The organism is Massilia aurea (genome assembly GCF_014200505.1).
Classification (GTDB): domain Bacteria; phylum Pseudomonadota; class Gammaproteobacteria; order Burkholderiales; family Burkholderiaceae_D; genus Telluria; species Telluria aurea_B.
Genome location: NZ_JACHBX010000001.1, coordinates 2,049,892 through 2,075,956, shown reverse-complemented (window position 1 = coordinate 2,075,956; position 26,065 = coordinate 2,049,892). Strand labels below are relative to the sequence as shown.

The window sequence follows — 26,065 nt, the reverse complement described above, 5'->3', positions numbered from 1 at the left end:
AACGATTTGTCGATTCATTTCCGGCATTGACCTCAGTGTGCAGAAACCAGCTTGAGTCCGACGATGCCCGCCGCGATCATGCCAATGCACGCCAGCCGCGCCGGTGACGCCGATTCCCCAAGGACGATGATGCCCACCAAGGCCGTACCGACGGCGCCGATCCCCGTCCAGATCGCGTAGGCAGTGCCGATCGGCAGCGTCTTGAGCACGTGGGCCAGCAGGCCGAAGCTGACGATCATGGCACCCACCGTGCCCACCGTGGGCCACAGGCGCGTGAAGCCTTCCGTGTATTTCAGGCCGACGGCCCAGACGATTTCAAACAGTCCTGCAAGGACCAGCAGTATCCAGACCATATTGCCTCCGATGAGTGAGGCCCGATACTATGTCGAATCTGGCGATGAAAAAAGTCAGGACCTATCAGTGGAATTGAACGATGGCGTTTGACCTCGACAATGTGAAAGCCTTCCTGGCGGCGATCGACCATGGCTCGTTTTCCGCAGCCGCGCGCGCGCTCGGTCGCGTGCCGTCGGCCATCAGCATGGCGATCGCAAATCTCGAAGCGCAGCTCGACGTGCAGCTGTTCGACCGCACCGGGCGCAATCCGACACCGACAGCACAGGCACTGGCGCTGCTGCCGCAGGCGCGCCTGCTGGCTGAGGGATTGCAGCGCCTGAACGTGCATGCGCTGTCGTTGAACCGCGGCCTGGAAGCGTCGCTGACGCTGGCGCTCGTGCCCGAACTGCTGGGCACCGTGCCATGGAGCGCTGCGCTGCACGCGCTGGCCCTTGAGCATCCGCTGTTGCAGGTCGAGGTCCTGACCGCGCCGCAGGCCGATGCGCTGGCGATGGTGCGCAGCGGGCGCGCCGACCTGGCACTTGTCTTTGAGCGATATGGCGCGGCGCCCTATCAGGCATTCCAGGAAGTGGCCGAGGAGCGCCTGGTGGCGGTGGCGGCGCGCTCCCATCCGATGTTCAAGGGAGCCAGGCAGGCACAGGTGCGCGATACCGATCTGCTGCTGCAGCGCCAGATCGTCGTGGCGGGGCGCGACACCGACCAGGTGGACCAGCGCATCGCAATGTCATCGCTGCAGTGGAAGACCGATAGTCCGATCGCCGCGCTGGCGCTGGTCAAGGCGGGCCTGGGCTGGGCGTGGCTGCCAGCGAGCCAGGTGCGCGAGGCCGTGCAGGGCGGTGAGCTGGTCGAGATCCCGACCATCAATCTGACCAATGTGCTGCGCTTCTTCGTCGACATCGTGTGGACCGAAGAACGGCCGCTGGGCATGGCGGCAACGCGCTTCATCGAACTGCTGAACGTGCAGAAAATGTGAACGATCGTGCGGGAACCGGTCGCGCACGCGATGGTGTCGGTTCGGCTAGAATGTTTGCCCAACAATGGGAGGATCGTTGCGCGCGCGCCTTGTGGCGGCCCCGCCTCCCACGCCGCATCACCCAATAAGCATAGGAAGAACATGAGCACCGACAGTACGCTGAACGAAGCACAGAACACCCAACTGCGGATCGACGCGCTGGAATACCACCGCAGCCCGACCCGCGGCAAGATCGAAGTGATCGCCACCAAACCGCTGTCGAACCAGCGCGATCTGTCGCTCGCGTATTCGCCAGGTGTGGCGTACGCCTGCGAAGAAATCGCTGCCGATCCGGCCACCGCGTTCGATTACACGTCGCGCGGCAACCTGGTGGCCGTGATCACCAACGGCACCGCGGTGCTTGGCCTGGGCAATATCGGTCCGCTGGCCGCCAAACCGGTCATGGAAGGCAAGGGCTGCCTGTTCAAGAAATTTGCCGGTGTCGACGTGTTCGACCTGGAACTGGACGAACTGGATCCGGACAAGCTGATCGACGCGATTGCGATGCTCGAGCCGACTGTCGGCGGCATCAACCTGGAAGACATCAAGGCGCCGGAATGCTTCTACATCGAGAAGAAGCTGCGCGAGCGCATGAACATTCCGGTCTTCCACGACGACCAGCACGGCACCGCGATCATCTCGACCGCTGCGCTGCTCAATGCGATGAAAGTCGTCGGCAAGGACATCGGCCAGATCAAGCTGGTCGCTTCCGGCGCCGGTGCGGCGGCGATTGCCTGCCTGGACATGATGGTGCTGCTGGGCGTGAAGCAGGAGAACATCTACGTCGTCGACTCGCGCGGCGTGATCTGGCAGGGCCGCGACGCCAATATGGAAGAGAACAAGGCGCGCTATGCGCAGGCGACCGATGCGCGCGTGCTGGCCGATGTGGTCAAGGACGCCGACGTGTTCCTGGGCTGCTCGACCGCCGGCGTGCTGACGGGCGAGATGGTCAAGACGATGGCTGACAAGCCGGTCATCCTGGCGCTGGCCAATCCCGAGCCTGAGATCCGTCCTGAAGTGGCCAAGGCTGCGCGCCCGGACGTCATCATCGCCACCGGCCGCTCGGACTATCCGAACCAGGTCAACAATGTGCTGTGCTTCCCGTACATCTTCCGCGGCGCGCTCGATTGCGGCGCCACGCGCATCACCGACGAAATGAAGCTCGCCTGCGTGACGGCGATTGCCGAACTGGCCGAAGCCGAAGCGAGCGACGTGGTGGCGCTGGCCTACGAAGGCCAGGACCTTGCCTTTGGCCCCGAGTACATCATTCCGAAGCCGTTCGATCCGCGCCTGCTCGGCGCGATCGCGCCGCGCGTGGCCGAAGCCGCTGCCGCATCGGGCGTGGCAACGCGCCCGATCACCGACATGGACGCCTACCGCGACAAGCTGGGCCAGATGATCTATCACACCGGGTTCTTCATGAAGCCGGTGTTCGACAAGGCACGCGCCGACGTGCGCAAGGTGGCGTACGCCGAAGCGACCGAGCCACGCGTGCTGCGCGCAGTGCAAGCGGTGGTCGATGAGGGCATCGCCCATCCGGTGCTGATCGGCGACACGTCGGTCCTGCAGCGCGCCATCAAGGACGCGGGCCTGCGCCTGCGCGAAGGTGCCGACTACACCGTCATTGCGGCCGAAGCCGATACGACGCTGCAGGGCACGCGCCTGCTGGCGGCGGGTACGGTCGACGCGCTGATCTGCGGCATGACCGGCTGCTACGACGACCACCTGGAGCACGTGCGCAGCGAGATCGGCGTGGCGCCGGGCGCCGAAGTGCTGGCCGCGATGAACGCGCTCGTGCTCGACAAGTTCACGCTGTTCATCACTGACACGTATGTCAACGAGCAGCCGAGCGCCCAGGAGCTGGCGGCCATCACGCGCCTGGCAGCCGAAACGCTGCAGCACTTCGGCCTCGAGCCGAAGGCCGCGCTGCTGTCGCACTCGTCGCAGGGTTCGTCCGAGCGGCCGTCCGCCAAGCGCATGCGCGAAGCACGCGCGCTGCTGGCCGAGCAGTCGCCCGAACTGGCCGTGGTCGGCGAGATCCACGGCGACGCTGCGCTGTCGGAAGAAATCCGTGACCTGTACAAGATCGACGCCGGCTACTCGGGCAGCGCGAACCTGCTGGTGATGCCGTCGCTGGACGCCGCCAATATCCTGTTCAACGTGCTCAAGGTCGCCGCAGGCAAGGGCGTGACCGTGGGCCCGATCCTGCTGGGCGCGGCCAAGCCGGTGCACATCCTGAGCCCGAGCGCCACTGTGCGCCGCATCGTCAACATGACGGCGCTGGCAGCGGCGGGCGTGAAGTAATACCACTGGCGGAGACCGTTGTTCGTAGGGTGGACGGCTATGCCGTCCACGCGGTGGTAGTGACTGGCGCTGTTTTCCCGCCGGATGATCTCGCCGTCAACCATCACCGCGTGGACGGGGAACCCGTCCACCCTACGTCATCCACGCGGCGATCGTGATTCTCGCCATTGTCACGCCGGATGATCGCGCGGCATCAACCCCCAAACTGCTCCACCAAAAAATCAACAAACGCCCGTGCCCGCGCCGACTGCCAGCGCTTGCTCGGGTAGACGACGAACAGGTCGGCCTCGGGCTGCGTGTACCCGGGCAGCACGATGCGCAGGCGGCCGCTGTCGACGTACTTTGCCAGATCCCATTCCGAGCGCACCAGGATGCCGTGGCCATCGAGCGCCCAGCCCAGCACGATGTCGCCATCGTTGCTCGACAGCGCACCCTGGACCTTGACCGACACGGCGCGGCCTTCATGTTCCAGGCGCCAGACGCCATGCGCTTCGTCGTTCTGCCGGTGCACGATGCAGCGGTGGCTGGCCAGATCCGCCAGGCTGGCGGGCATGCCATGCCGTTCGAGGTAGCGCGGCGACGCGCACAGGAGGCGCCGGTTCGACATGATGCGGCGCGCAATCAGGCGCTGGTCGGGCAGCTCGCCAAACCGGATCGCCAGGTCGATGCCGCCTGCGACGAGGTCCACCGGCCGGTCGGTGACGTCGAGCTGCACCTCCACCTGCGGGTAGCGCTGCGCGAAGGTCGACACCAGCGGCGCGATCGTCGTGCGCCCGAATCCAAGCGATGCATTCACGCGCAGCAGGCCGCGCGGCACGGCGCGCGTGCTCGATACGGCTTCTTCCATCTCGTGCAAGTCGGCCAGGATGCGGGTCGCGTAATGCAGATAGGTTTCACCCTCGGGCGTGAGGCTGCTGGTGCGCGTGGTGCGGTTCACGAGCCGCACGCCGAGGCGCTCTTCGAGCTGCGCCAGGCGCTTGGTGGCAGCCGGCGGCGTCAGGTCGAGCGCGCGCGCAGCGGCGCTCAGGCTGCCGTGGCGCGCCAGCAGCACAAAGAATTCGAGATGCGAGGCGAGGTCATTGTTCACTTTGGGTGAAGAATCCTGTGAAAGAGATTCAATCATAACCGCCCTTGCAGCGAATAATCTGGTGTCTCGTTCAACCAGCACATGAGAGACACCGCCATGAGAATCGTCGACATCCGCGAACAGACCGTTCCAATCAGCTCCCCGATCCGTAACGCCTACATTGATTTCAGCAAGATGACGCTGAGCGTGGTCGCCGTGGTGACCGACGTGATCCGCGATGGCAAACCCGTGATCGGCTACGGCTTCAACTCCAACGGCCGCTATGGCCAGGGCACGCTGATGCGCGAGCGCTTCATCCCGCGCATCCTCGAGGCAGATCCTGCCTCGCTGCAGGACGACACGGGCGCGAACCTCGACCCGCACAAGATCTGGCAAACGATGTTCACCAACGAAAAGCCGGGTGGTCACGGCGAGCGCTCGGTGGCCATCGGCACCATCGACATGGCGGTGTGGGATGCGACGGCCAAGATCGCGGGCGTGCCGCTGTTCCAGTTGCTGGCCGACCGCTATGGCAATGGCCAGCCGGAGCGCCGCGTGTTCGTGTATGCGGCCGGCGGCTATTATTATCCGGGGCAGGACCACGGCAAGCTGAAAGACGAGATGCGCAGCTATCTCGATCGCGGCTACACGGTGGTCAAGAAGAAGATCGGCGGCGACTCGCTCGACGAAGACCTGCGCCGCATCGATTCGATCCTGAGTGTGCTGGGCGACGGGCAGAAGCTGGCGGTCGATGCGAACGGCCGCTTCGACCTGGATACGGCCATCCGCTACGCCAAGGCGCTGTCGCAGTACGATCTGTTCTGGTATGAAGAAGCGGGGGACCCGCTCGACTACGAACTGCAGGCGACGCTGCGCAACTACTACGCCAATCCGATGGCCACGGGCGAGAACCTGTTTTCGATGGAGGATGCGCGCAACCTGATCCGCCACGGCGGCATGCGCGCCGATCGCGACTGGCTGCAATTCGATTGCGCGCTCAGTTATGGCCTGGTCGAGTATCTGCGCACGCTCGACATGCTGAAGGAGCACGGCTGGTCGGCCAAGCGCTGCATCCCGCACGGCGGGCACCAGATGTCACTGAATATCGCCGCCGGCCTGGGGCTGGGCGGGAACGAATCGTATCCCGACCTGTTCCAGCCGTACGGCGGCTTCCCGGATGGCGTCAAGGTCGAGAATGGGCACATCACGATGCCCGATCTGCCGGGGATCGGTTTTGAAGGCAAGGCCGATCTGATTGCGCAGATGCGCAGGCTGACCGATTGATCAGGCGCGTTCGGTGGCGTCGAATTTGACGGGTTGCGTCGTGCCGCCCTTGCGCCGCACGACGACTGTGCCGGCCATCTTGTCGTGCCAGCCCTGCTTGCGCGCGTCGAAGCCGACCCAGAGAATGCCCAGGAACAGCGGGATCATCGAGACGTAGTAGCCCAAGTAGCGGATGATGAACTGGCGCGTGCTTGGCTTGCCGCCGGTACGCGCATCGACAATGATCGCGCCGACGGCCATCTTGCCCGGCGTGGCCGAGAGCTTGATCCACAGCGCGAGCACGAAGGCAGCCGGCAGGAGCCAGTTGATGATGAAGTCCGCCGGGCCGATCACCATCGCAGTACTGTCCCAATACGCGGCGCCGTAGATGGCGTAGAGCAGTGGCAGCACGACGATCATCACCAGGATGCTGTCGATGAGCGCCGCGCCGGTGCGCGCCCAGAAACCAACGTATTCCAGTTCGGTCGATTCGTGCGGTTGCATGGTGGCTCCGGTTGATTGTGCTGTAAGGACCCCCACAATAGCACTGGCCAACCGGGAAGTGGCTTAAGTCTCGAGGTAGCGCGTGACGGCCTGACCCACGTCAGTGGTGTTGGCCGTGCCACCCATGTCGGGCGTGCGCGGGCCCTCGACCAGACAGCGCTCGATCGCGCCCAGCATGGCGTCATGCGCGGCCGTGTAGTTGGCGTCGCCCTGGCCCAAGAACTCGAGCATCATCGCGCCCGACCAGATCATTGCGATCGGGTTGGCGATGTTCTTGCCGTAGATGTCGGGGGCCGAGCCGTGTACCGGCTCGAACAGCGACGGGAAGGTGCGGTCCGGGTTCAGGTTGGCTGACGGCGCGATGCCGATCGTACCGGTGCAGGCCGGGCCGAGGTCAGACAGGATGTCGCCGAACAGGTTCGATGCCACGACGACGTCGAAGCGCTCGGGCGAGATCACGAAGCGCGCGCACAGGATGTCGATGTGGTACTTGTCCCATTTGACGTCGGCGTACTGCTCGCCCATGGCGGCCACGCGCTCATCCCAGTACGGCATCGAGATCGAGATGCCGTTCGATTTGGTGGCGGCGGTCAGGTGCTTTTTAGGGCGGCTCTGGGCTAGGTCGAACGCGTACTTGAGGATGCGGTCGGTGCCGTGGCGCGTGAACACCGATTCCTGCAGCACGAACTCGCGATCGGTCCCTTCGAACATCTTGCCGCCGACCGACGAGTATTCGCCCTCGGTGTTTTCGCGCACGACGTAGAAGTCGATGTCGCCCGGCTTCTTGTTGGCGAGCGGGCAGGGCACGCCGGGCATCAGGCGCACCGGGCGCAGGTTCACGTACTGGTCGAACTCGCGCCGGAACTTGAGCAGGGAGCCCCACAGCGAGATATGGTCGGGGACGATGTCGGGCATGCCGACGGCGCCGAAGAAAATGGCCTCGAAGCCGGAGAGCTGCGCGCGCCAGTCATCCGGCATCATCTTGCCGTGCTTGACGTAGTAGTCGCAGTCGGCCCATTCGAAGGTGGTGAATTCGAGGTGGATGCCGAAGCGTTTGGCGGTGGCGTCCAGGGCGCGCAGGCCCTCGGGCATGACTTCCTTGCCGATGCCGTCGCCGGCGATCACGGCGATCTTGTGGGTTTTCATGGGTGTCTCCTGTGAGCTGATCTGAATGGTTCAAGAATAATGCAAAACGCTATGTTTATAATGCTGCTTCATGTGGTGTTAAGGAACACGAAGCGTGAATAATCTGTTGGAGAATGCTGACCTGCGGGTGTTCGTGACCGTGGCGCGTCAGGGATCGTTTGCGGGCGCGGCGCAGGCGCTCGGCATGTCGGCCGCGTATGTCAGCAAACGGATCGGGGTGCTCGAGGCTGCGCTGGGCGTGCGGCTGTTCCAGCGCACGACGCGGCGCGTCGTCATCACCGAAGACGGCGCGCAGGCGTTTGAACGGGCGCAGGCGATTCTCGACAGCCTGGATGACCTGATCGAGGAATCGGCCGAGCGGCGGCGGGCGCCCAGCGGCCAGCTGCGCGTGTGCAGCAGCTTCGGCTTCGGCCGCCAGGTCGTCGCACCGGCGATTGCCCGGCTGGCACGCGCGTATCCGGCGCTGCAGATCCGCTTCGAGGTGTTTGACCGGCTGGTCGATCCGGTGGCTGAAGGGTTCGATCTGGATGTGCGGATCGGCGACGAGATCGCGCCGCAGCTGATCGCGCGGCGTCTGATGGTCAATCACCGCATCCTGTGCGCGGCGCCTGCATATTTGGCGCAGCATGGGACGCCGCGCACGCTGCAGGATCTGGCAGGCCACCAGTGCCTGGTCATCAAGGAGCGCGATCATCCGTTTGGTGTGTGGCGGCTGCGCGCGAAAGGTTTGGAGGAGACGGTGAAGGTATCCGGCGCGCTGTCGACCAACCATGGCGAAGTCGCGCTGCGCTGGGCGCTGGACGGCGCCGGGATCGTGCTGCGCTCGCGCTGGCACGCGCAGCCGCTGCTGGCGGCCGGGCAGCTGGTGCAGATCCTGCCCGAGTTTGCGCAGGAAGCCAATGTGTGGGCCGTGTATCCGCAGCGGCTGGGGAATTCGGCGAAGGTGCGGGTGTGCGTTGAATTTCTCGAGCGCGAACTGGCGGCGGATATGGCGGCGGATCGGGCACCGGATGCTGGCGTGTAGCGCACCGCAGCGGCGCAATCGAGTCTCTTCGTGCACCGTCAAGGTGCAGCGCAGCATCCATTCGCTCATTCGCGACATGGCGAGTTCGTGCGGCTCGACACTGCGCCGCAACATGGGCGATAATGGCGGGCTGTAGCGCGCCATAACCTGCGTGTTTGCGTGTTTGCGTCTTTCGACCAGACCTGCGCCGCTTGCAGCTTCTCTTACCCATCCGATCATCCGAGGACCATGAACTCTAGCCCGACGCTTGCCGATTCCGTGTGCGCAGCCCCGCGCCGCCACCTTCCCGCTCGCGTGGTGACAGCGCTCGCGCCGACGTGCGCGTCGCGGTCCGGTCCTGCCTGCGCGATGGTGCGGGCGTGAGTCAGTCTGTCATGTATCCAGGCTCCCCCAGCAAGCCATCGCGTCCAATCATCGAGGTCAAGCCGCATTCGACGCTCGATGACGTCTACGGCATCATCGTCGGCGTGCTGTTCGTCGTGATTGGCATCGTGCTGCTGCATGCAGCGGGCCTGCTGACCGGCGGTGTCGCCGGCATCGCCTTGTTGACGTCGTACTCGACCGGCGTGTCGGTCGGTACGCTGTTCATGATGATCAACGTGCCGTTCTTCCTGTTTGGTTACTTCTTCATGGGCGCACGCTTCACGATCAAGTCGCTGGCCGGCAGCGCGATGATCATGGGGCTGCTCAAGGTCATGCCGTTCGTGCTGGTCATCGACCGCGTGCATCCGGCCGTGGCAGCCCTGGGCGGCGGCACCTTCTGCGGCATGGGCATCCTCGCACTCGCGCGCCACGGCGCCGGGGTTGGCGGCACGGGCATTGTCACGCTGTGGCTGCAAAAGCAGTACAACATCAACGCCGGCCGCACCCAGATCATGATCGACAGCGTCATCCTCGCGCTGGCACTGCTGCTGGTCGCCCCGCATCTGGTCGCCTGGTCCGCCCTGAGCGCCGTCGCCATGAGCGGCATGGTCATGGCCTGGCACCGCGCCGGCCGCTACTTCGGCAGCTAACCCCCCAACAATTAGGGTCAGAGTCGAATTATTGGGTAATAGCCTTTAGCAAACAGCCATATTCGGGCTCTTGCAGATGAGCCCGTCAAACATTGCATAAAAATTAGGGTCAGAGTCGAATTGTTTTTCAATTGATTTATAAAAATTGACAAACAATTCGACTCTGACCCTCATTGTTTTTTGCTGTTGTTAGCGCTATCCAATATTAGGCAAATCCTCTCGTGCAATTAATGTCCCGAAGGCATTCATCGACCCCTGCAAATCATTCTGAACAATTAGGGTCAGAGTCGAATTAATGGGCAATTACCCAAAGTTGTCAAACAATTCGACTCCGACCCTAAGCTCAGCAGCTAATCTTGCAAATTAATTGGGGTCAGAGTCGAATTAATAAACAATTGATTTATTGAAGTTGGCAAACAACCGACTCTGACCCTAATTTTGATTTGGGGTTATTGGGGTGGGGTGGGTTTTTGCGGGGTGGGGAGCATGTCGGTGCCGACCATGTCGAAGATGCTCAGTTGGCCGCCCAGGCGGATGAAGAGTTCCTGGTAGAGGGCGCCGGTGTTCATATTGCCCCATTCGACGGCGCGTTTGATCAGGTAGGGCGTGGGGCTGTGCGGCTCGAGGTGGGCGAGGTAGGTGGCGGCTGCGGCAAGGCAGGCGTAGGCATCGGCGCGGTCGCGGAATTGGTGGGGCTCAGTTGTGTTTGTCGTGGGCGCAGTGGCTGGTGTTTCAGTCTGTTCTGACGGTGCTTCGGTTGGCACGGCCGCTGGCGCTGGGACTCGTGCGGCGCGTTCGTTGTGGAGTGCTGAGAGGATGGCGTGTGCTTGGTCGGCCAGCGTCGTCAGGCACGGTGCCGTGGCGGTGTGCGGGGTGTTGAAGGTGCCGTGGAGCTGTGCGATCGTGGCGTGCGCGTCTTCCAGTGCGGTGATGCGCTCGGCCAGGACTGCTGGGGGCATTGCTGCTAGCGTGCCGCGGGCCGCGTCGTGGCCATCAAGCTCTTGTGCGGTTTGTTCGCAGTCGGCCCACGTCGTTGCGCGGCCGTCTTCCGTTGTGAATAGCGGTGACTGGCGCAGCGTTGGGGCCAGCTTCTGGTCCAGCCAGCGGAGGATGTTCGCGCGGGCTTCGGTGTCGTCGTGTTCGAGCTGCGGATGGAGGGCGGTCGGGTAACGCTCGCACAGCGTGTGCGCCAGCAGCAGGCAGGGGGCCAGCGCGCCCAGGCCATGTTCGTGGACCTGGGACTCGCACAGCCAAGCGGCCAGTTGCAGGTCCTTGCCCTGGGTGCGCAAGGCGCCGGCGGCTAGGTTGCTGACGTGCGGCCAGTCCGAGCGCTTCGGCTGCCGCTGCCAGACCCCGCGCGGCTGGATATCTTCATCGCCCTGGCGCGCTTCGATGATGGCGCGGTAGACGCTCGTTGCGCGGGCCGGCAGACCTGTCGGATTGGCGGGATCCACCGGCGCTGCCAGCGCCTCCAGAGTGATGCCGAGGTGGCGCAGGAAGTGGTCGTCGGCGCGTCTTGTCAGGTCGCCGTTGGGTGGAACTGGTTCAGGCATGGGGCTCTCCCGTGAATGTGGCCCGACAGAGGGGGCGCCAACAAAGGCCACACTGTAGCGCAAATGCAGCCGGCAGGGCAGGTGCCGGGAACCTGAGCCGTAGCTTAATCCGATGCCGATGCCGACGCCGACGCCGACGCCGACGACAACGCCGACGCAGTCATGGCGCCGTCGTGGCGCCGATGCGCAGCGTGGCCCGCAATCCCGGATGATTGTCGTCCAGTGTCAGCGTGCCGCCATGCAGCCGCGCCACCGCCGAGACCACGCTCAGGCCCAGACCCACGCCAGGCGTGCCGCGGCTCGCATCCACCCGGTAGAAGCGCTCGATGACGCGCGTGCGTTCGTGCACGGGGATGCCGGGGCCATTATCGGCCACGACGATCTGCACCGTGTCGGCATCGATGCGCTGCGCGGAGATCGCGATCGCGCCGCGCACCGGCGCATACTTGAGCGCATTGTCGACCATATTGCCCAGCGCCTGCGCCAGCAGCACGGGGTCGCCCACCACGTGCAGGTCGTCCGGACCTTCAAAGCCCAGCGCGATGTCCTTCAGTTCGGCGACCGGCGCGTAGAACTCGGTCACTTCGGCGCCCAGCGCCGCCAGGTCGACATCGACGAAACCGGCGCGCCGGCTGCCGCTGTCGATTTCGGCCAGTCGCAGCAAGGCATTGAAGATGCCCATCACGCGATCGACGTCATCGATCGCGGCGTCGATTTCGACGAAGGTTTCCTCCGGCGCCGGCCGCGCCACCGACAGTTCTTCAAGCCGCGCGCGCAGTTCAGACAACGGCGTGCGCAGGTCGTGCGCGATCGCGTTCGAGACATCCTGTACACCGGTCACCAGATGCTCGATCTGGTCGAGCATGCGGTTCACGGTGCGCGTCAGTTGCTGCAGTTCGTCGCCATCGCCCGGTTCGACCAGGCGGTGCGACAGCTTGCCCTCGATGATCGAAGCAGTGGTGTCGCTGATGCCCTGCATGCGGCCCAGCAGCGCGCGGCGAATCATGAGACCACCCAGCGCGGCGCTGAGCAGCACCGTGATCGCGCAGCCCAGCAAGCCATATGTGAACAGGCGTTCGAGCTTCTGGAAGCGATTGAGGTTGCTGGCCACGAGCAGCCGGTAGCCGTCTTCCAGCGTCACCCGCACCAGCTCCACGTTGCGCGGCACGTCGTCGACCACGATCGTCACCCGGCACAGGCCATCGCGGTCCGGCACGCCCTCGGGCCACGCCTGCAGATTACCGGCCAGCTTGGCGCCGTCGGGCGCGACAAACAGCATGATCTTGCGCACGCCGTCGTTCACGCCGTGGACCTGGCTGTCGATCGCGGCGGCCAGCGCGGGCGGGCCCTGGCGGATGAACAGGTTGCTCAGGTGCTGGGCGTCGGATTTGAGCAGCTGGCTGCGCACCTCGCCGATATTCGTATGCCACGCGTACCACAGCGGCCCGGCGAACATCGCCAGTACCAGCAGCGTTACGAGGCCATAACCGATGGCGATCGTGCGGGCGGAAAAACTGGGGAGCCTGAGCATCGTGTGCGTCTCGCTCAAGGCTGGTCGGTCAGCATGTAGCCGGCATTGCGCACCGTGCGCAGAAGGGCCGACGGAAAGCCGGCGTCGATCTTTTGCCGCAGCTTGCTGATGTGGACATCGATGACATTGGTCTGCGGGTCGAAGTGGTAATCCCACACGTTCTCGAGCAGCATTGTGCGCGTGACGACCTGGTTAGCATGGCGCAGCAGATAGGCCAGCAGCTTGAATTCGCGTGGCTGCAGCGCCAGTGTCTTGCCGGCGCGCGTGACGCGGTGCGCCAGCATGTCGACACTCAGGTCGCCCAGCGTCATGACGGTTTCGACGGCCTGGCTTTGCGAGCGGCGCAGCAGCGCGTCCAGCCGCGCGAGCAGTTCGCCGAACGCGAACGGCTTGGTCAGGTAGTCGTCGCCACCGGCGCGCAAGCCGCGGATGCGATCGTCCACGCCATCGAGGGCGCTCAGAATCAGGATCGGCACCCGGTTGCCCTGCTGGCGCAGTGTTTCGATCAGTGCCAGGCCGTCGATCCCGCCGGGCAGCATGCGGTCCATGACGATGGCGTCATAGGGCTCGGTGACGGCGTAGACCATGCCATCGCGGCCATTGTCGGCATGGTCGACCGTATGCCCGGCCTCGCTCAGGCCTTTGGTGACGAAGCGCGCGACGCGTTCGTTGTCTTCGATGAGGAGCAGTTTCACGGCGACCTCAATGCGCTTGCGGCTGCGAAGGCGCGACCGGCGCCTCGCCGTCGGCCGGCGTGTCATCGATATGCGTCGGCGTCTTGGCGCGCGACGCGACGATCACGTAGAACAGCGGAATCAGGAACGTGGCCAGGAAGGTCGCCGTCAGCATGCCGCCGATGACGCCGATGCCCAGCGCGTTCTGGCTGCCCGAACCGGCGCCGCTCGACAAGGCCAGCGGCAGCACGCCCAGGATGAACGCCATCGACGTCATGATGATCGGGCGCAGTCGCACCTTGGCCGATTCGAGCGCCGCTTCGACAATGCCCATCCCCTGCATCTGCAGTTCGCGCGCGAATTCGACGATCAGGATCGCGTTCTTGGCCGACAGGCCGATGGTGGTCAAGAGCCCCACCTGGAAGAACACGTCGTTCTCCATACCGAAGGCCGTCGCTGCGCTCAACGCACCGAGAATACCGACCGGCACCACCATGATGACCGAGATCGGGATCGCCCAGCTTTCATACAGCGCGGCCAGGCACAGGAACACGACCAGGATCGACAGCGCGTACAGGAGCGGCGCCTGTGAGCCGGCCTGCGATTCCTGCAGCGAGATGCCGCTCCACTCGAAGCCGATACCTTCCGGCAGTTCGCCCACCAGGCGTTCCATGATCGCCATCGCCTCGCCGGAACTAAAGCCGGGCGCCGGCTGACCGAGAATCTCGGCCGACTCGATGCCGTTGTAGCGCGCCATCGCTGGCGAACCCCAGGCCCAGCGCGCACTGGCGAAGCTCGAAAACGGCACCATCTCGCCTGCGCTATTGCGCGCATAGAGCAGCTTGATGTCGTCCGGGTTCATGCGGAACTGGGCATCGGCCTGCACGTACACGCGCTTGATGCGGTTGTCCGTGTCGAGGAAGTTGTTGATGTAGCGCGAGCCCCAGGCCGTCGAGAAGGTCTGGTCGACTTCGGTCAGGTTCACGCCCAGCGCGGCGGCCTTTTCGCGGTCGATGTCGATCTTGTAGGTGGCGTTGTCGGCCTGGCCCGTGAAGCGCACGCGCTGCAGGTTCGGTTCCTTGCGCGCCAGCTCGAGCAACTGGTCGCGCGCCTTGGCCAGCGCGTCATGCCCCAGGCCACCGCGATCCTGCAGCTGCAGCGAGAAGCCGTTGGCCGAGCCCAGGCCGCGGATCGATGGCGGTTCGACCGTGTTGATGGTCGCACCCTGGTAGTTGGCGTAGCGCGCTGCGATGCGGTTGGCCAGCGCCGACACACCGAGCGCTTCGTCCTTGCGCTCGTCCCAGGTCTTCAGGCGCACGAATAGGCGGCCCTGGTTCTGGCCGCGCTGCGGCTGGCTCGCGCCATTGGTCATGAAGGTGGCTTCCACCACTGCCGATTCTTCTTTCAGCAGGTACTGGCTGATTTCTTCCAGCACGCGGCCCGTCGTTTCCTGCGTGCTGCCGGCCGGCGTCTGCACCTGGACGAACATATAGCCCTGGTCTTCCTTCGGCAGGAAGCCGCCTGGCAGACGCATAAACAGGGCAATGACGGCGCCGACGAGCACCAGGTACACGACCATCCACAGCGCGCGGCGGCCCAGAATACGGGTCACGCCGCCCAGGTAGCGGTCGCGGGTCGCGTCGAACGAGCGGTTGAACCAGCCGAAGAACCCCTTCTTTTCATGGTGGTCCGGGTCGACCGGCTTGAGCATCGTGGCGCACAGCGCCGGCGTGAGCGTCAGCGCGATGAACGCCGACAGCAGCATCGAGGCCACGACCGTCAGCGAAAATTCGCGGTAGATCGCGCCGACCGTGCCGCTCGAGAAGGCCACCGGCACGAACACGGCCGACAGCACGAGGGCCACGCCGATCAGCGCGCTGGTGATCTGGCCCATGGCTTTGATCGTCGCTTCTTTCGGCGGCAAACCGTCTTCGTGCATCACGCGCTCGACGTTCTCCACCACCACGATCGCATCGTCGACCAACAGGCCAATGGACAGCACGAGGCCGAACATCGACAGCGTATTGATGGTAAAGCCCAGCGCCGACATGATGCCGAACGTGCCAAGCAACACCACCGGCACCGTGATCGACGGGATCAGGGTGGCGCGGAAGTTTTGCAGGAACAGGTACATCACCAGGAACACGAGCACGATGCCCTCGATCAGCGTGTGGGTCACGCCCTTGATCGAGGTTTCGATGAAGGGCGTGACGTCGTTCGGATACACGGTGCGCAGGCCCGGTGGGAAGAATTCGCCCAACTCTTTCAAACGCGCACGCACGGCTTCTGCGGTATCGAGCGCATTGGCGTTCGGGGCGAGCTGGATGCCCAGGCCCGACGCCGACTTGCCGTTGTAGCGCACGTCGACGTTGTAGTTTTCGGGCCCCAGCGCCACGCGCGCGACGTCGCCGATGCGCACGGACGAGCCGTCCGGCTGGACCTTGACCAGGATGCGCTTGAATTCCTCGGGCGTGCGCAGCATCGTCGCCTGGTTGATGGTGGCGCTCAGGGTCTGGCCCTGGACCGCCGGTGTGCCACCCAGCTGGCCGCCCGAGATCTGCACGTTTTGCGCGCGGATCGCGTCCGTCACGTCGAGCGGCGTCAGTGCAAAACTCGTCAGCTTGACCGGGTCGAGCCAGATGCGCATCGCGTACTGGGTGCCGAACAGGTTCATGCTGCCCACGCCCGGCATGCGCGATAGGGGGTCCTGGATGTTCGAGGCGACGTAGTTGGCGATGTCGAACTTGGTCATGCTGTCGTCGTCGGAGACGAACGCCGCCACCATCAGGAAGTCGGACGTCGACTTGGTCACGCGCAGGCCCGATTGCTGGACCTCGCTCGGCAGGCGCGGGACCGCCGCCTGCAGCTTGTTCTGCACCTGGACCTGGGCGATGTCGGGATCGGTGCCGGCGGCGAACGTCAGCGACGTCGTCGACTGGCCCGTGTCATCGCTGGTCGACTGCATGTAGAGCAGGTTGTCGATCGCCGTCATCTGCTGCTCGATCACCTGGATCACGGTGTTCTGCATGGTCTCGGCCGACGCGCCGGGGAAGGTCGCCTGGATCTGCACCGACGGCGGCGAGACGGGCGGATACTGCTCGATTGGCATCTTGAGCAGCGCGATGCCGCCGACCAGCATGATCAGCAGCGAGATGACGATCGCGAAGATCGGGCGGTTGATGAAGTACTTTGGCATCTTGGATTATTCCTGGCGCGCGGCGGTGGCTGCGGCAGGCGCCGTGGCCGCTGGCGCTGCTGCTGGCGCCGCTGGTGCTGCGGCGACCTTGACCACGGTGCCGGGTCGCAGCTTCTGCACGCCGCTGACGATCACGCGTTCGCCGGCCTTCAAGCCGTCGTCGACGAGCCAGAAACCATCGACCAGCGCGCCGGTGCGCACGGTGCGCAGCGCGACCTTGTTGTCCTGGCCCACGATCATCACGGTGGCCGTGCCCTGCGGCGTGCGCGTCACGGCCGTCGCGGGCACGCGCATGACCCCCTGACGCACGCCCTGGCTGACGCTCGCGCGCACGAACATGCCGGGCAGCAGCAGCTTGTCGGGGTTCGGGAAGCGCGCGCGCAGCGTGACCGAGCCGGTGGCCTGGTCGACGGTCACGCCTGAAAACGCGAGCGTGCCGCTGCGGGTGTAGGTGCTGCCGTCTTCCAGTTGCAGGCTGACCTTGGCAGCATCGGTGCCTTCCATGCGCACGCGGCCGGCGGCGATCTCGCGCCGCAGCGCGAGGCCTTCGCTGCTCGATTGCTGCAGGTCGACGTACATCGGGTCGATCTGCTGGATCGTCGTCATCAGGGTGGCGGCGCTGCCTTGCACATACGCGCCCTGGGTCACGGCCGACACACTGCTGCGGCCCGCGATCGGCGCGGTCACGGTGGTGTAGCCAAGGTTGATGCGGGCCACGTCCAGGGCCGCCTTGGCGGCAGCGACATCGGCCGCCGCTTCGAGTTGCGCCGCCTCGGCGGTTTCGAATTCCTGCTTGCTGACCGCGTTTTCCTTCACCAGCACGCGGTTGCGATTCAGTTGCGACACATTGCTGGCCAGCGTCGCCTGCGCCCGTTGCAACTCTGCTTCGGCGCTCTTGACGGCGGCGCGATACGGCGCCGGATCGATCAGGTACAGCGGCTCGCCCTTGCGCACGTCGGCGCCCTCGGTAAAGCGGCGCTCCTGCACGATCCCGTCGACCCGGGCCCGGACCTCGGCCAGCAGGAACGGCGCCGTGCGGCCGGGCAGGGCGATGTTCAGCGCGACATTCGTGGTGGCCATGGTCAGTATGGCGACTTCGGGCACCGCTGGCGCGGCAGGCTTGGGGTCTTTGCCGCAGGCGGAGAGCAGCGCGGCGGCCGTTATGGCGGTCGCCAGCGCCGGGCGGCGCGGAAGGGTCATCGAGGGCATGGGTGTCGGATCCGTTTGCAAGGTGGAGAGCGTATTGTTCCCTACCTTCGACTATGCCCGGCGCAGGCTTAAACGGGGGTGGCTAATTCGTTAAATATCGTTAATGTTGGCGCTGCCAGTGTTGAACAGGACCGAGTTCTGAACACCAGTCGGTTGTAACAATCCTCTGGGATCCGGCGACCATCAGCACGACGCGGCTGCGCAAGCTCCTCAAGGCAGGTGCTTCGGTGGAAAAATTGAGCGGCAGATCCATCGACGCCGCATTTGCCGCGCCCGACCGCAACGTGGCGCGTTTGCTGATCGAGCACGTTTTGCTGCGGCGCGCCGATTTTGACGAGGACGGCACGGCGGCGGCCCCGGACGATGCTGATGGCAGCTCCCAGGGCAAGCCGTACTTCCTGATGTTCGCGATTTACAATGGCCGGACCGACCTGCTGCCCGCGATCCTGGCCCGTCCGGAAGACCCGAACCGGCGCACGCGAAAGGATAAAGAAACATGGGGCCCGAGTCCCGTTGAATTGGCTATTGCGCAAGGAAATACCGAGGTACTCGAGGTATTGCTGGCCAACGGTGGGGTCATCGATACAAGCTCCAGCCAGCACGTGGGCATGGCGCTCGACGGCGCCGTTGGCTCGCTCAATGCCGATATGCTGCGGCTGGTCAGCAAGGACTTCAGCCTGCCATTGAACCAGGTTTGCCTCAAGGCCACGGGGCAGTTGGCCATCGTATTGCGCGATGCATCCGCCAGCTACTGGGATTTGCTGCGTCAGCATGGCTTTGCCACTGGCAGCGCCTGCGCCGGCATTCAGGCCCGTGTGATGCTCTACCTGGCCGAGACGCCCCACATGCTGCTGGAAGGCTGGGTCGGACAGCGACTGGCAGAGCGCCTTGTGCAACTGGGACCGGTCCGCGAGCGCTTCGACGGCGCGCTGTGGACGATGGTTGCCAGCGAGAACGATGCGCTGGCGCGCTTGCTGACCTCCGCTGGCTGGAAAGCTGCCAAAACCCCGGTCGCGACGCCAGCCAAAGTGGCACCACAACGGAACAAGGCTGCCGACGCGGCGTTGCAGGCCACATTACCGGGTCACTATTACCTCAGTGGTGTGACCGAAGTAGGCGCTGAAATCCTGCTGCGCCCCAATGGCAAGTTCGAATACTCATTGGCGTATGGGGCGGTCGATGAATATGCCAAGGGCGAGTGGACGGTGTGGAACCAGCGGGTGATTTTCCGTTCCCAAGAGTCACAACGCAAGGCTGCATCGCTGCAGCCATCGACCGATGCGGTGCCGGTAACGCTGCCCCAGGGGCAGTTGCTGGTTGACCTGCGCAACGGTGGCGAAAGCATTGCCGGTTTAAATGTTGTTGCACTTGGCGACGCGCCGATCAAAGTGCAAGGCGAAACCGGAGAGCAGGGCTGGCGCACACCGTTCAGCGGCCCCGTGCGACACATCGCTGTAAGCCATCCCGACATCGACCGTGGCCGATGGATGGTGTACGCCGTGCCGATGGCGGACGCGCTACGCGGCAGTTTCCAGCTTAACTTTGATCCTCCGATAGCGGCCACGAAGGGGTTCAACGCGACGCTCGTTGTGGAAGACGACACCCTGACACTGCAGCGTGAGGGGCGCGCCATGCGATTCGAACGGCAATGACGACAGGTACGGAGCCGGCGGCGCAGAATGATTTGCAGTTAATTTGTATTGTGTAACAAAGCCAGCTGTAGTTATTCGTTGAGGTTGGGGATCGGTGGATTTTGATAAGTCTCATCGATTCTTACCCCTTTGGCGCGCAGTTCGTCCTCTTTCTTCTGACGCATTTCTGGCAGATATTCTAAATGAGAAGGCAATGCGCTCTTCCATTGCGCTCTCTGGTTTGACGGAACATAACCGCGATAGTGCTCGTTCTCACTTTCTATCGTGAACGAGATGAGATACGCTCCTGGCTTTTGCGGGTGGAGCAATGTCGGTTCGCGGGAAAATGAGACGGTAAGATAAACATGATTTGTGTAAAATTGCCAAAGCATATTGCTTCGAGTACTCATCCACTCGGAAAATGTCGGTTCGTAGTCTGCATCCAGACTGCTGGACGAGGAGCCCGACAACGCGAAGTTGAGCATCGACTGGCCGCGCAAACGCGGGTCTCCTTCGTCGATGAAAATATGCCAGCCAGCTTTGCGAATATTCTGCAAGACTGAAAGAAATCGTTTGCGCGCCTCATCGTGACCGATCAAGTCGGTCGCTGCCAGGGCCGCATTAACGTTGAATTTCACCAAGCCTTCCTGCGGCGATAACGAGTCCTCAACGGCAGTAATACTCAGGATGTTTGCGATCGAGAATGCATTTTCCCCGTGATCGAAAGTTGCTGCGCCTGGTTTTTCTCGATCCCAGCGGGCCACATAAAAATGAACCCCTGGCGGTCCGTTGTTTACTTTAATCAGACTCGCATTTCTGCGAACGTAATCAGTTGATGGCTCGTTAATTTTCAGATTGATGCTTGAATTAACTATTTCTGCTTCCTCACCAGTTCGAATGCAACCCGATAATATTGCCATCATAAGCAGTGATACGATTTTTTTTCATGCCACATCAACATGGTTGGTAATGTCTAATGGGCTCAGCACTTGCGAAGCGCCTACCCACCCGGAAATAATTTGCAATTGACTTTCCATGTATTCGGCGCTACCTGTCGACGCCATAGCCTCAGCGCCAGTGACCGCGTCGGTATGCGATCACGAGCAGCGCGATGGCAGCCATGGACCAGGTGATGCCGGTGACGATGGAACCTTCAACGCCGTAATCCCCGCCGGACAGCCATGCTGGACCGCTTGTGGATACCTGAAGCCAGCCGCGAGCGGCGTGGCCGGAGACAGAGACTGCGAACACGGCATCACACAAGAAATTCCATGCGAAATGCAGGCCGATCGGCAGCCACAGACGGCCAGAGAGCAGATAGGCGCCGGAGAGGGCAAGCGATGCCACCGCCGTCATCGCCGCGCCCAGCACGCTGAAACCTTCGTTCGGCATGTGGGCGACAACAAAAATCACGGTCGACACGCCCAACGCAATTTTCGTTCCCCAGAATTTCTGCAGCATGCCGAAGACAATGGCGCGGAACACGATCTCCTCGAAGATGGCCACCATGACTTGTTCAGGAAAAGGCTTCAGCAGGACGCCCGGCGCTACTGCGCCAGTGATGATGAAGGCGCCACTGATCAGCAGTATCGAATACGTCGCAACCACGAGCAGTACGCCGATGCCGAGTCCGCGCCATAGTTCACGTCCCGCGCCAGCCAGAGCCAGCTCAGTGACCGGGCGGCGCTCCAGGCGCATGACAAACCAGCGATAGCCAGCTACCGCGACTGCAGCCGACAGCAGCATGGGCCAGCCGAGGCGCAGCGGTTTCGGCACGATTTCACTAAGACCCAGCGTGACAAACATCGGCACGATAGTCGCCAGGATGCCCACGATCGCCAGGATCAAAGGATAGTGCAGGATGCGGGTGCGCAGCGGCATTGCGGACGGTACGGCATATTGCTGGGTACTCATGACGGCTCCTCGTGGTTGGTTCGCTCGCGCGCGGCATGGATCCGTGCGCCGAACGGTCGTGCTTCCAGCGCAGCAATTGCTTGCGTCAGTACTTCCGACAGCGGGTAGGCCAGATCTGCATCCAGCGTCGCAGCGGCCGCATTCGTCGCCGCCCAGCAGCGCTGCAGTTGCGGCAGCAGCGCGCGCCCTTGCTCCGACAACCCGATCAGCTTTTGCCGTCCATCTTCGGATGACATGCGGATAACAAGATCTTCCTTCAGCATCAATGCAAGGGTCTGCGTTGCCGCCGGCTGCGTGATGCCAGCACTTGCGGCAATGTCGCCAATAGTGCGCGGCTCACGTACCGCCAGTGCTCGCATGACGGGGGTATAGCGCGGGCGGTAACTCAGGCCGGCCTCCGTATAGGAAGCAGCCACTGCGCCGTCGAGCAGCTCGATAAGATGACGCAACTTGGTGCCGAGTCCTTGTTTCATGTTTTGATAATACACGCATTTGCATAAGCGCTTATATAAATTTCGCGAGCTGCTTCTTCGCGAGGCAAAATCGAACGCAGTTCATGAAATTAACTGGCGCTTGTTGGAAACCTGATGTAGTGATTCAGCTAACGACTGCTATTGGCGCAGGCTGTGTAAAAACGCAGGAACCAGGCAGCCATCCCAGGCCGGCCTGGCCATCGCCCACCAGAATCGGGTGCATCAGACAGCTGCTGCATCCCCAACACCAGCGCGCGCCGGCAACCACAACGCAACTTCAGTCCCATCCCCCGGTGCCGACACGATCTCGATCACGCCGCCATGCGCGCTCACGATCTCGCGCACGATGGTCATGCCCAGGCCGTTGCCCGGCACGTCGGGCAGGGCGTTGGCGCGCCAGAATGCGTCATACACCTGTTTGCGCTGCTCCGGCGTCATGCCCACGCCCTGGTCGCGCACCCGCACTGCGGCCCCGGCCTGCCCGGCGCGTTCCTGCTGCGAGATGCTGACATCGACGATGCTGTCCGGTGCCGAGTAGGCCAGTGCATTGTTCACGATATTGCCCAGCGCCTGCTGCACGCGCGCGGCGTCGGCTGTCACGGGCGGCAGGCCGGGCGCCACGGCCAGCGCGATCCGTGCGGCGTGCGCGTCGTTGGCCAGCGCGCCCTGGATCTTGGCCATCATGTCGGCCAGGTCGAGCAGGGTTGGCTGCAACTGCGCCGCGCCGCCGGCATCGATGCGCGCCAGGTCGAGCATCTGGTTCACCAGGCCGATCAGGCGCGTGGCCTGGCGGTGGATGATGTCGATCAGCTCGCGCCCGGTGGCCGGGTCGAACTCGCGCTTGAGGAGCAGTTCCGAAAACCCGAGGATGCTGGCCATCGGCGTGCGCAATTCGTGGCTGGCGGTGCGGAAGTAATCGTGACGTCGCTGGTTGGCGGCGCGCACCCGTTCGCGTTCCGCGCGCAGGCCGTCCATGTCGCGCACAGTGGCCACCAGGTGCACGTGCTCATCGAGCGTCATTTCGGTAATCGAGATCTCGGCCGCAAAGCTGCTGCCATCGACGCGGCGGGCAGTGCCCTCGTGGCGCGAGACGACCTGCGGCGCCATGCCGATCAGCAGAGCCGACGACTGGCCAGTCAGGACGGAGCAGGGCGAGCCGAACAACGCCTCGGCTGCCGGATTGCACGACAGGATCCGGCCCCCGGCGTCGAGCAGCAGCACGGCGTCGGGCAGGTGCTCGAGCAGCGTGCGCAGTGCGCGCGCGCTGCTGCGTTCACGCTCGCAGGCGGCGCGCAGCTCGATGGTGGCGATTTCGCCCGCCACCATGCCGGCCAGGTCGCGCAGCATCGCGCGGTCGGCGTCGGAAAATTCGCGCGGTACGCTGTCGATGATGCACAGCGTGCCGATCCGCATGCCGTCCCCGACGTCGATTGGCGAGCCGGCGTAGAAGCGCGCCGCCGTCTCGCCGCGCACCAGCGGATTGTTGGCAAAGCGCGCGTCGGCGCGGGCGTCGCGCACCACCATCACGTCGTCCTGCAGGATGGCGTGTGCGCAGAAGGACACCGAGCGCGGCGTCTCGGTCAGCGTCACGCCCACGCGCGACTTGAACCACTGGCGGTCGGTGTCGACCAGGCTCACGAGCGCGATCGGCACCTTGAACAGGTGCGTGGCCATGCGCGTGATGCGGTCGAACGAGGCTTGCGGCGGCGTGTCGAGCAGGTTCAGGTCGAGCAGCACCGCGTGGCGCCGGGCTTCGTCCGGCGGCAGGGGGGCTGAAGTGGGTGCGGGATCGTGGTTCGTCGGTGTCTCGTTCATCGTGGGGTCCTGCGGGAGCGGTCTCAGGGCGCCGGTGGCAGCGCCGATGTCACTGCGGCGCGCAGGGCCGCGAGCGGCGCCGGCTTGGTCAGGTAAGGTACATCGTCGGGCAGGCCCATGGCCAGCACGGTCGGCTTGTCCATGCCGCTGATGACCACCATCGGCATCGACGCGGTGGCCGGATTGCCGCGCAGGCTGCGGATCATGCCGAAGCCGTCCATGCCCGGCATGCGCAGGTCGCTCACCAGGATATCGGGGCGTGCCTGGCCGATGCACATCAGGGCCTCGAAGCCGTTGCTCGCTTTGCGCACGGAAAGATCCATGCCCCAGGTTTCGATTTCCAGTTCGTACAGGCGCAGCAGCGTGGCGTCGTCATCGACGATCAGTACCGTGCGCGCGGGGCCCAGCGGCAGGATCGGGCGGGCGCTGCTCGCCATGGCGTGCGGTGGGTCAAGCACGGCGCGACGCCCGTCGAGCAGGCGCTCGACCGAGGCATTGGTGATGCGGCGATGGCCGCCCGCCGTCTTCCATGCCTGCAGCGCGCCGTTCTCGACCCACATCTGCACCGTGCGGTGCGAGACGCCGATCCGCTCGGCCGCTTGGCGGGTGGTACAGAAGGCCGACCGGTCACAGGCGGGCTCAGTATTTTCTTGACGGTCGGCAATTTTCATATTTGCTGATTTTACCGGTTCGCATTGGGCTGTCAAGGCAAACCGGCAGGTCTTTTCAGCACTGATGGGCACTTGCAACACCCGCCCTACCGACGGGCCGATGCTGGCCCGTCACCGGTATTGGCCACCGGCAGATAGAGGGTAACTTCGGTGCCGACGCCAGCCTCGGATTCGAGCGCGATGCGCCCGCCGTGCAGATCGACGATCTCCTTGAGGATCGTCAGCCCCAGGCCGCTGCCGGGCGCCGCCGAATCGCTGTCGACGCGGTAAAAGGCATCGAAGACCTGGGCCTGCTGCTGGGGCGTCATGCCGATGCCGCGGTCGCGTATGCGGATCGCCACCATCGGCCGTTCGCCCCACTGTTCGGGCGCGGCGCGCAGCGAAATCGGCGTGCCGGGGTCGGAATACTTGATGCTGTTGCTGACGATATTCGTCAGCGCCTGCTGCATCTTCTGGGCGTCGGCGGCCAGTGGCGGCAGGCCGGGCGCGATGTCGGTGCTGACGCGGTGTGCCTGGCCGAGGCCCTCGAGGGATGCCAGCGTCCTGCTCACCAGATCGTCCACGGGAACGGCGTCGATCTTCAGTTCGTCCCGCCCGCCCGCTTCGATCCGCGCCAGGTCGAGCATCTGGTTGACCAGGCCGACCAGGCGGCCGGATTCGCGGTGGATGATTTCCACCAGTTCGCGGCTGATAGCAGGATCGAATTCGCGCTTGAGCAGCAGTTCCGAAAAGCCCAGCACGCTCGACATCGGCGTACGCAGTTCGTGGGTCGCGGTGGCGAAGTGGCGCCGGCGCCGCTCGTCGGTGGCGCGGTTGCGTTCTTCGGCGGCGCGCCGCTGCGAAATGTCGCGCACCGTCACGGCGAACTTCGGGCGCGCCGCCCACATCATCCGGCAATACGAAAACTCGACCGGGAAGCGGCTGCCGTCCAGGCGCCGCGCCAGCGCCTCGTAGCGCGCGCCTTCGCGCAAGTGACCCGAGCGGCGCAGGCGCAGCAGGTCTTCGTCCATCAATTCGCGCAGCGGGCGCCCGGCAAGCAGCGGGCCGGTCGCGCCGAACAGCGTTTCGGCTGCCGGGTTCGCGGCCACGATATTGCCTTGCGCATTGAGCATCAGGATGCCGTCGGGCAGGTGGGCCACCAGCGCCTTTTCCCAGCCTTCGGGCGCGGGGCGGCCTGCCGGCCGTGCACGCAATTCGTCGCCGGCGATGGCGGCCAGGTCGCGCAGCGTGGCCATTTGCTCGTCATCGAAATGGCGCACCTCGCGGTCGATCACGCACAGCGCGCCGACCCGGCTGCCGTCCGGCGCGGCCAGCGGAATGCCGGCATAGAAGCGCACGTCCGGCGCACCGGTGACGAACGGGTTGTGGGCAAAGCGGGGATCGAGGCGGGCGTCGTCGATCACCAGGCCGTCCTCGTGCTCGATCGTGTGGGTGCAGAACGAGGTCACGCGCGTGGTCTCGTGCAGGTCGATCCCCACGCGCGACTTGAACCACTGGCGGTCGGCGTCGACCAGGGCGATCAGCGAAATGGGCACACCGAGCAGGCGGCAGGCCAGGCGCGTGATGCGGTCGAACCGTTCTTCGGGCGGGGTGTCGAGCAGGGCGAGTTCGTGCAGCGCGCGCACGCGGGCCTGGTCGGACTGGGGGATGGATTGCGGGGCAGGCAAAGTCGGGGCAACAAGGGGGTGTCGGTCCGGCTCGGAATGCATGAT

The 26,065-nt window shown here is 64.3% G+C and carries 21 protein-coding genes; 6 read left to right on the top strand and 15 right to left on the bottom strand.

The window, feature by feature from the left end:
* Positions 1 to 32 precede the first annotated feature (32 nt).
* Positions 33 to 353, bottom strand: a complete 321-nt coding sequence (gene sugE, locus HD842_RS09090) for a quaternary ammonium compound efflux SMR transporter SugE (RefSeq protein WP_183553308.1) — start codon at positions 351 to 353, stop codon at positions 33 to 35.
* 80 nt (positions 354 to 433) lie between these two features.
* Here sugE and HD842_RS09085 point away from each other — a divergent pair, with 80 nt between their 5' ends.
* Positions 434 to 1,327, top strand: coding sequence for a LysR family transcriptional regulator (locus HD842_RS09085; protein ID WP_183553306.1), 894 nt, complete (start codon positions 434 to 436; stop codon positions 1,325 to 1,327).
* A gap of 141 nt (positions 1,328 to 1,468) precedes the next feature.
* Positions 1,469 to 3,670: an NADP-dependent malic enzyme gene (locus HD842_RS09080; RefSeq protein WP_183553304.1), complete on the top strand. Its 2,202-nt coding sequence runs from the start codon at positions 1,469 to 1,471 to the stop codon at positions 3,668 to 3,670.
* 193 nt (positions 3,671 to 3,863) lie between these two features.
* On the opposite strand, the gene HD842_RS09075 is transcribed toward HD842_RS09080, so the two are convergent.
* Positions 3,864 to 4,757 (bottom strand): LysR substrate-binding domain-containing protein, encoded by an 894-nt coding sequence (locus HD842_RS09075; protein ID WP_183553302.1) that lies wholly within the window; start codon positions 4,755 to 4,757, stop codon positions 3,864 to 3,866.
* A gap of 96 nt (positions 4,758 to 4,853) precedes the next feature.
* On the opposite strand from HD842_RS09075, the gene HD842_RS09070 reads away from it, so the two are divergent.
* On the top strand, positions 4,854 to 6,020 hold the full coding sequence (locus tag HD842_RS09070) for a mandelate racemase/muconate lactonizing enzyme family protein (protein WP_183553300.1): 1,167 nt from the start codon (positions 4,854 to 4,856) through the stop codon (positions 6,018 to 6,020).
* Here HD842_RS09070 and HD842_RS09065 read toward each other — a convergent pair whose 3' ends face one another.
* Together HD842_RS09065 and HD842_RS09060 are read right to left on the bottom strand one after the other, a co-directional pair.
* Positions 6,021 to 6,503, bottom strand: a complete 483-nt coding sequence (locus tag HD842_RS09065; protein WP_183553298.1) for an RDD family protein — start codon at positions 6,501 to 6,503, stop codon at positions 6,021 to 6,023.
* 63 nt (positions 6,504 to 6,566) lie between these two features.
* Positions 6,567 to 7,649, bottom strand: coding sequence for a tartrate dehydrogenase (locus tag HD842_RS09060; protein WP_183553296.1), 1,083 nt, complete (start codon positions 7,647 to 7,649; stop codon positions 6,567 to 6,569).
* Positions 7,650 to 7,743: 94 nt separating this feature from the next.
* On the opposite strand from HD842_RS09060, the gene HD842_RS09055 reads away from it, so the two are divergent.
* Together HD842_RS09055 and HD842_RS09050 are read left to right on the top strand one after the other, a co-directional pair.
* Positions 7,744 to 8,673 carry a LysR substrate-binding domain-containing protein gene (locus HD842_RS09055; protein WP_183553294.1) on the top strand — a complete coding sequence of 310 codons (930 nt, stop codon included), beginning with the start codon at positions 7,744 to 7,746 and terminating at the stop codon, positions 8,671 to 8,673.
* A 374-nt stretch (positions 8,674 to 9,047) separates the two neighbouring features.
* A complete protein-coding gene (locus HD842_RS09050; protein WP_183553292.1) occupies positions 9,048 to 9,686 on the top strand; it encodes a YitT family protein in 639 nt (212 codons plus the stop codon).
* A 449-nt stretch (positions 9,687 to 10,135) separates the two neighbouring features.
* Here HD842_RS09050 and tssA read toward each other — a convergent pair whose 3' ends face one another.
* The 5 genes from tssA to HD842_RS09025 form a co-directional block, all read right to left on the bottom strand.
* Complete coding sequence (tssA, locus tag HD842_RS09045; RefSeq protein ID WP_183553290.1) at positions 10,136 to 11,239, bottom strand: type VI secretion system protein TssA; 1,104 nt, start codon at positions 11,237 to 11,239, stop codon at positions 10,136 to 10,138.
* A 160-nt stretch (positions 11,240 to 11,399) separates the two neighbouring features.
* Positions 11,400 to 12,770, bottom strand: coding sequence for an ATP-binding protein (locus tag HD842_RS09040; protein ID WP_183553288.1), 1,371 nt, complete (start codon positions 12,768 to 12,770; stop codon positions 11,400 to 11,402).
* A 14-nt stretch (positions 12,771 to 12,784) separates the two neighbouring features.
* On the bottom strand, positions 12,785 to 13,465 hold the full coding sequence (locus HD842_RS09035) for a response regulator transcription factor (protein WP_183553286.1): 681 nt from the start codon (positions 13,463 to 13,465) through the stop codon (positions 12,785 to 12,787).
* A 7-nt stretch (positions 13,466 to 13,472) separates the two neighbouring features.
* A complete protein-coding gene (locus HD842_RS09030) occupies positions 13,473 to 16,640 on the bottom strand; it encodes an efflux RND transporter permease subunit (RefSeq protein WP_183553284.1) in 3,168 nt (1,055 codons plus the stop codon).
* Between the two features lie 6 nt (positions 16,641 to 16,646).
* Entirely contained in the window at positions 16,647 to 17,849 is a 1,203-nt protein-coding gene (locus HD842_RS09025; protein WP_183553282.1) for an efflux RND transporter periplasmic adaptor subunit, read from the bottom strand.
* Positions 17,850 to 18,076: 227 nt separating this feature from the next.
* On the opposite strand from HD842_RS09025, the gene HD842_RS09020 reads away from it, so the two are divergent.
* Complete coding sequence (locus HD842_RS09020; RefSeq protein ID WP_183553280.1) at positions 18,077 to 19,501, top strand: ankyrin repeat domain-containing protein; 1,425 nt, start codon at positions 18,077 to 18,079, stop codon at positions 19,499 to 19,501.
* A gap of 71 nt (positions 19,502 to 19,572) precedes the next feature.
* On the opposite strand, the gene HD842_RS09015 is transcribed toward HD842_RS09020, so the two are convergent.
* The 6 genes from HD842_RS09015 to HD842_RS08990 form a co-directional block, all read right to left on the bottom strand.
* On the bottom strand, positions 19,573 to 20,400 hold the full coding sequence (locus HD842_RS09015) for a hypothetical protein (protein ID WP_183553278.1): 828 nt from the start codon (positions 20,398 to 20,400) through the stop codon (positions 19,573 to 19,575).
* Between the two features lie 148 nt (positions 20,401 to 20,548).
* A complete protein-coding gene (locus HD842_RS09010) occupies positions 20,549 to 21,394 on the bottom strand; it encodes a CPBP family intramembrane glutamic endopeptidase (RefSeq protein WP_183553276.1) in 846 nt (281 codons plus the stop codon).
* Positions 21,391 to 21,867: a MarR family winged helix-turn-helix transcriptional regulator gene (locus HD842_RS09005; protein WP_183553274.1), complete on the bottom strand. Its 477-nt coding sequence runs from the start codon at positions 21,865 to 21,867 to the stop codon at positions 21,391 to 21,393. Before HD842_RS09005 ends, HD842_RS09010 begins: the two co-directional genes overlap by 4 nt.
* A gap of 222 nt (positions 21,868 to 22,089) precedes the next feature.
* Positions 22,090 to 23,682: a sensor histidine kinase gene (locus HD842_RS09000; protein WP_183553272.1), complete on the bottom strand. Its 1,593-nt coding sequence runs from the start codon at positions 23,680 to 23,682 to the stop codon at positions 22,090 to 22,092.
* A 23-nt stretch (positions 23,683 to 23,705) separates the two neighbouring features.
* The gene (locus tag HD842_RS08995) at positions 23,706 to 24,353 is read right to left on the bottom strand and encodes a response regulator (protein WP_183553270.1); all 648 of its coding nucleotides are present in this window, start codon (positions 24,351 to 24,353) and stop codon (positions 23,706 to 23,708) included.
* Positions 24,354 to 24,439: 86 nt separating this feature from the next.
* The gene (locus HD842_RS08990; RefSeq protein WP_183553269.1) at positions 24,440 to 26,062 is read right to left on the bottom strand and encodes a sensor histidine kinase; all 1,623 of its coding nucleotides are present in this window, start codon (positions 26,060 to 26,062) and stop codon (positions 24,440 to 24,442) included.
* Positions 26,063 to 26,065: the final 3 nt, after the last annotated feature.

Excerpts from the sequence above, each read along its gene's own strand:
- sugE (WP_183553308.1), bottom strand. The coding sequence starts at position 353 with ATGGTCTGGATACTGCTGGTCCTTGCAGGACTGTTTGAAATCGTCTGG.
- HD842_RS09085 (WP_183553306.1), top strand. The coding sequence starts at position 434 with ATGGCGTTTGACCTCGACAATGTGAAAGCCTTCCTGGCGGCGATCGAC.
- HD842_RS09080 (WP_183553304.1), top strand. The coding sequence starts at position 1,469 with ATGAGCACCGACAGTACGCTGAACGAAGCACAGAACACCCAACTGCGG.
- HD842_RS09070 (WP_183553300.1), top strand. The coding sequence starts at position 4,854 with ATGAGAATCGTCGACATCCGCGAACAGACCGTTCCAATCAGCTCCCCG.
- HD842_RS09065 (WP_183553298.1), bottom strand. The coding sequence starts at position 6,503 with ATGCAACCGCACGAATCGACCGAACTGGAATACGTTGGTTTCTGGGCG.
- HD842_RS09060 (WP_183553296.1), bottom strand. The coding sequence starts at position 7,649 with ATGAAAACCCACAAGATCGCCGTGATCGCCGGCGACGGCATCGGCAAG.
- HD842_RS09050 (WP_183553292.1), top strand. The coding sequence starts at position 9,048 with ATGTATCCAGGCTCCCCCAGCAAGCCATCGCGTCCAATCATCGAGGTC.
- tssA (WP_183553290.1), bottom strand. The coding sequence starts at position 11,239 with ATGCCTGAACCAGTTCCACCCAACGGCGACCTGACAAGACGCGCCGAC.
- HD842_RS09040 (WP_183553288.1), bottom strand. The coding sequence starts at position 12,770 with ATGCTCAGGCTCCCCAGTTTTTCCGCCCGCACGATCGCCATCGGTTAT.
- HD842_RS09030 (WP_183553284.1), bottom strand. The coding sequence starts at position 16,640 with ATGCCAAAGTACTTCATCAACCGCCCGATCTTCGCGATCGTCATCTCG.
- HD842_RS09025 (WP_183553282.1), bottom strand. The coding sequence starts at position 17,849 with ATGCCCTCGATGACCCTTCCGCGCCGCCCGGCGCTGGCGACCGCCATA.
- HD842_RS09015 (WP_183553278.1), bottom strand. The coding sequence starts at position 20,400 with ATGGCAATATTATCGGGTTGCATTCGAACTGGTGAGGAAGCAGAAATA.
- HD842_RS09010 (WP_183553276.1), bottom strand. The coding sequence starts at position 21,394 with ATGAGTACCCAGCAATATGCCGTACCGTCCGCAATGCCGCTGCGCACC.
- HD842_RS09005 (WP_183553274.1), bottom strand. The coding sequence starts at position 21,867 with ATGAAACAAGGACTCGGCACCAAGTTGCGTCATCTTATCGAGCTGCTC.
- HD842_RS09000 (WP_183553272.1), bottom strand. The coding sequence starts at position 23,682 with ATGAACGAGACACCGACGAACCACGATCCCGCACCCACTTCAGCCCCC.
- HD842_RS08995 (WP_183553270.1), bottom strand. The coding sequence starts at position 24,353 with ATGAAAATTGCCGACCGTCAAGAAAATACTGAGCCCGCCTGTGACCGG.
- HD842_RS08990 (WP_183553269.1), bottom strand. The coding sequence starts at position 26,062 with ATGCATTCCGAGCCGGACCGACACCCCCTTGTTGCCCCGACTTTGCCT.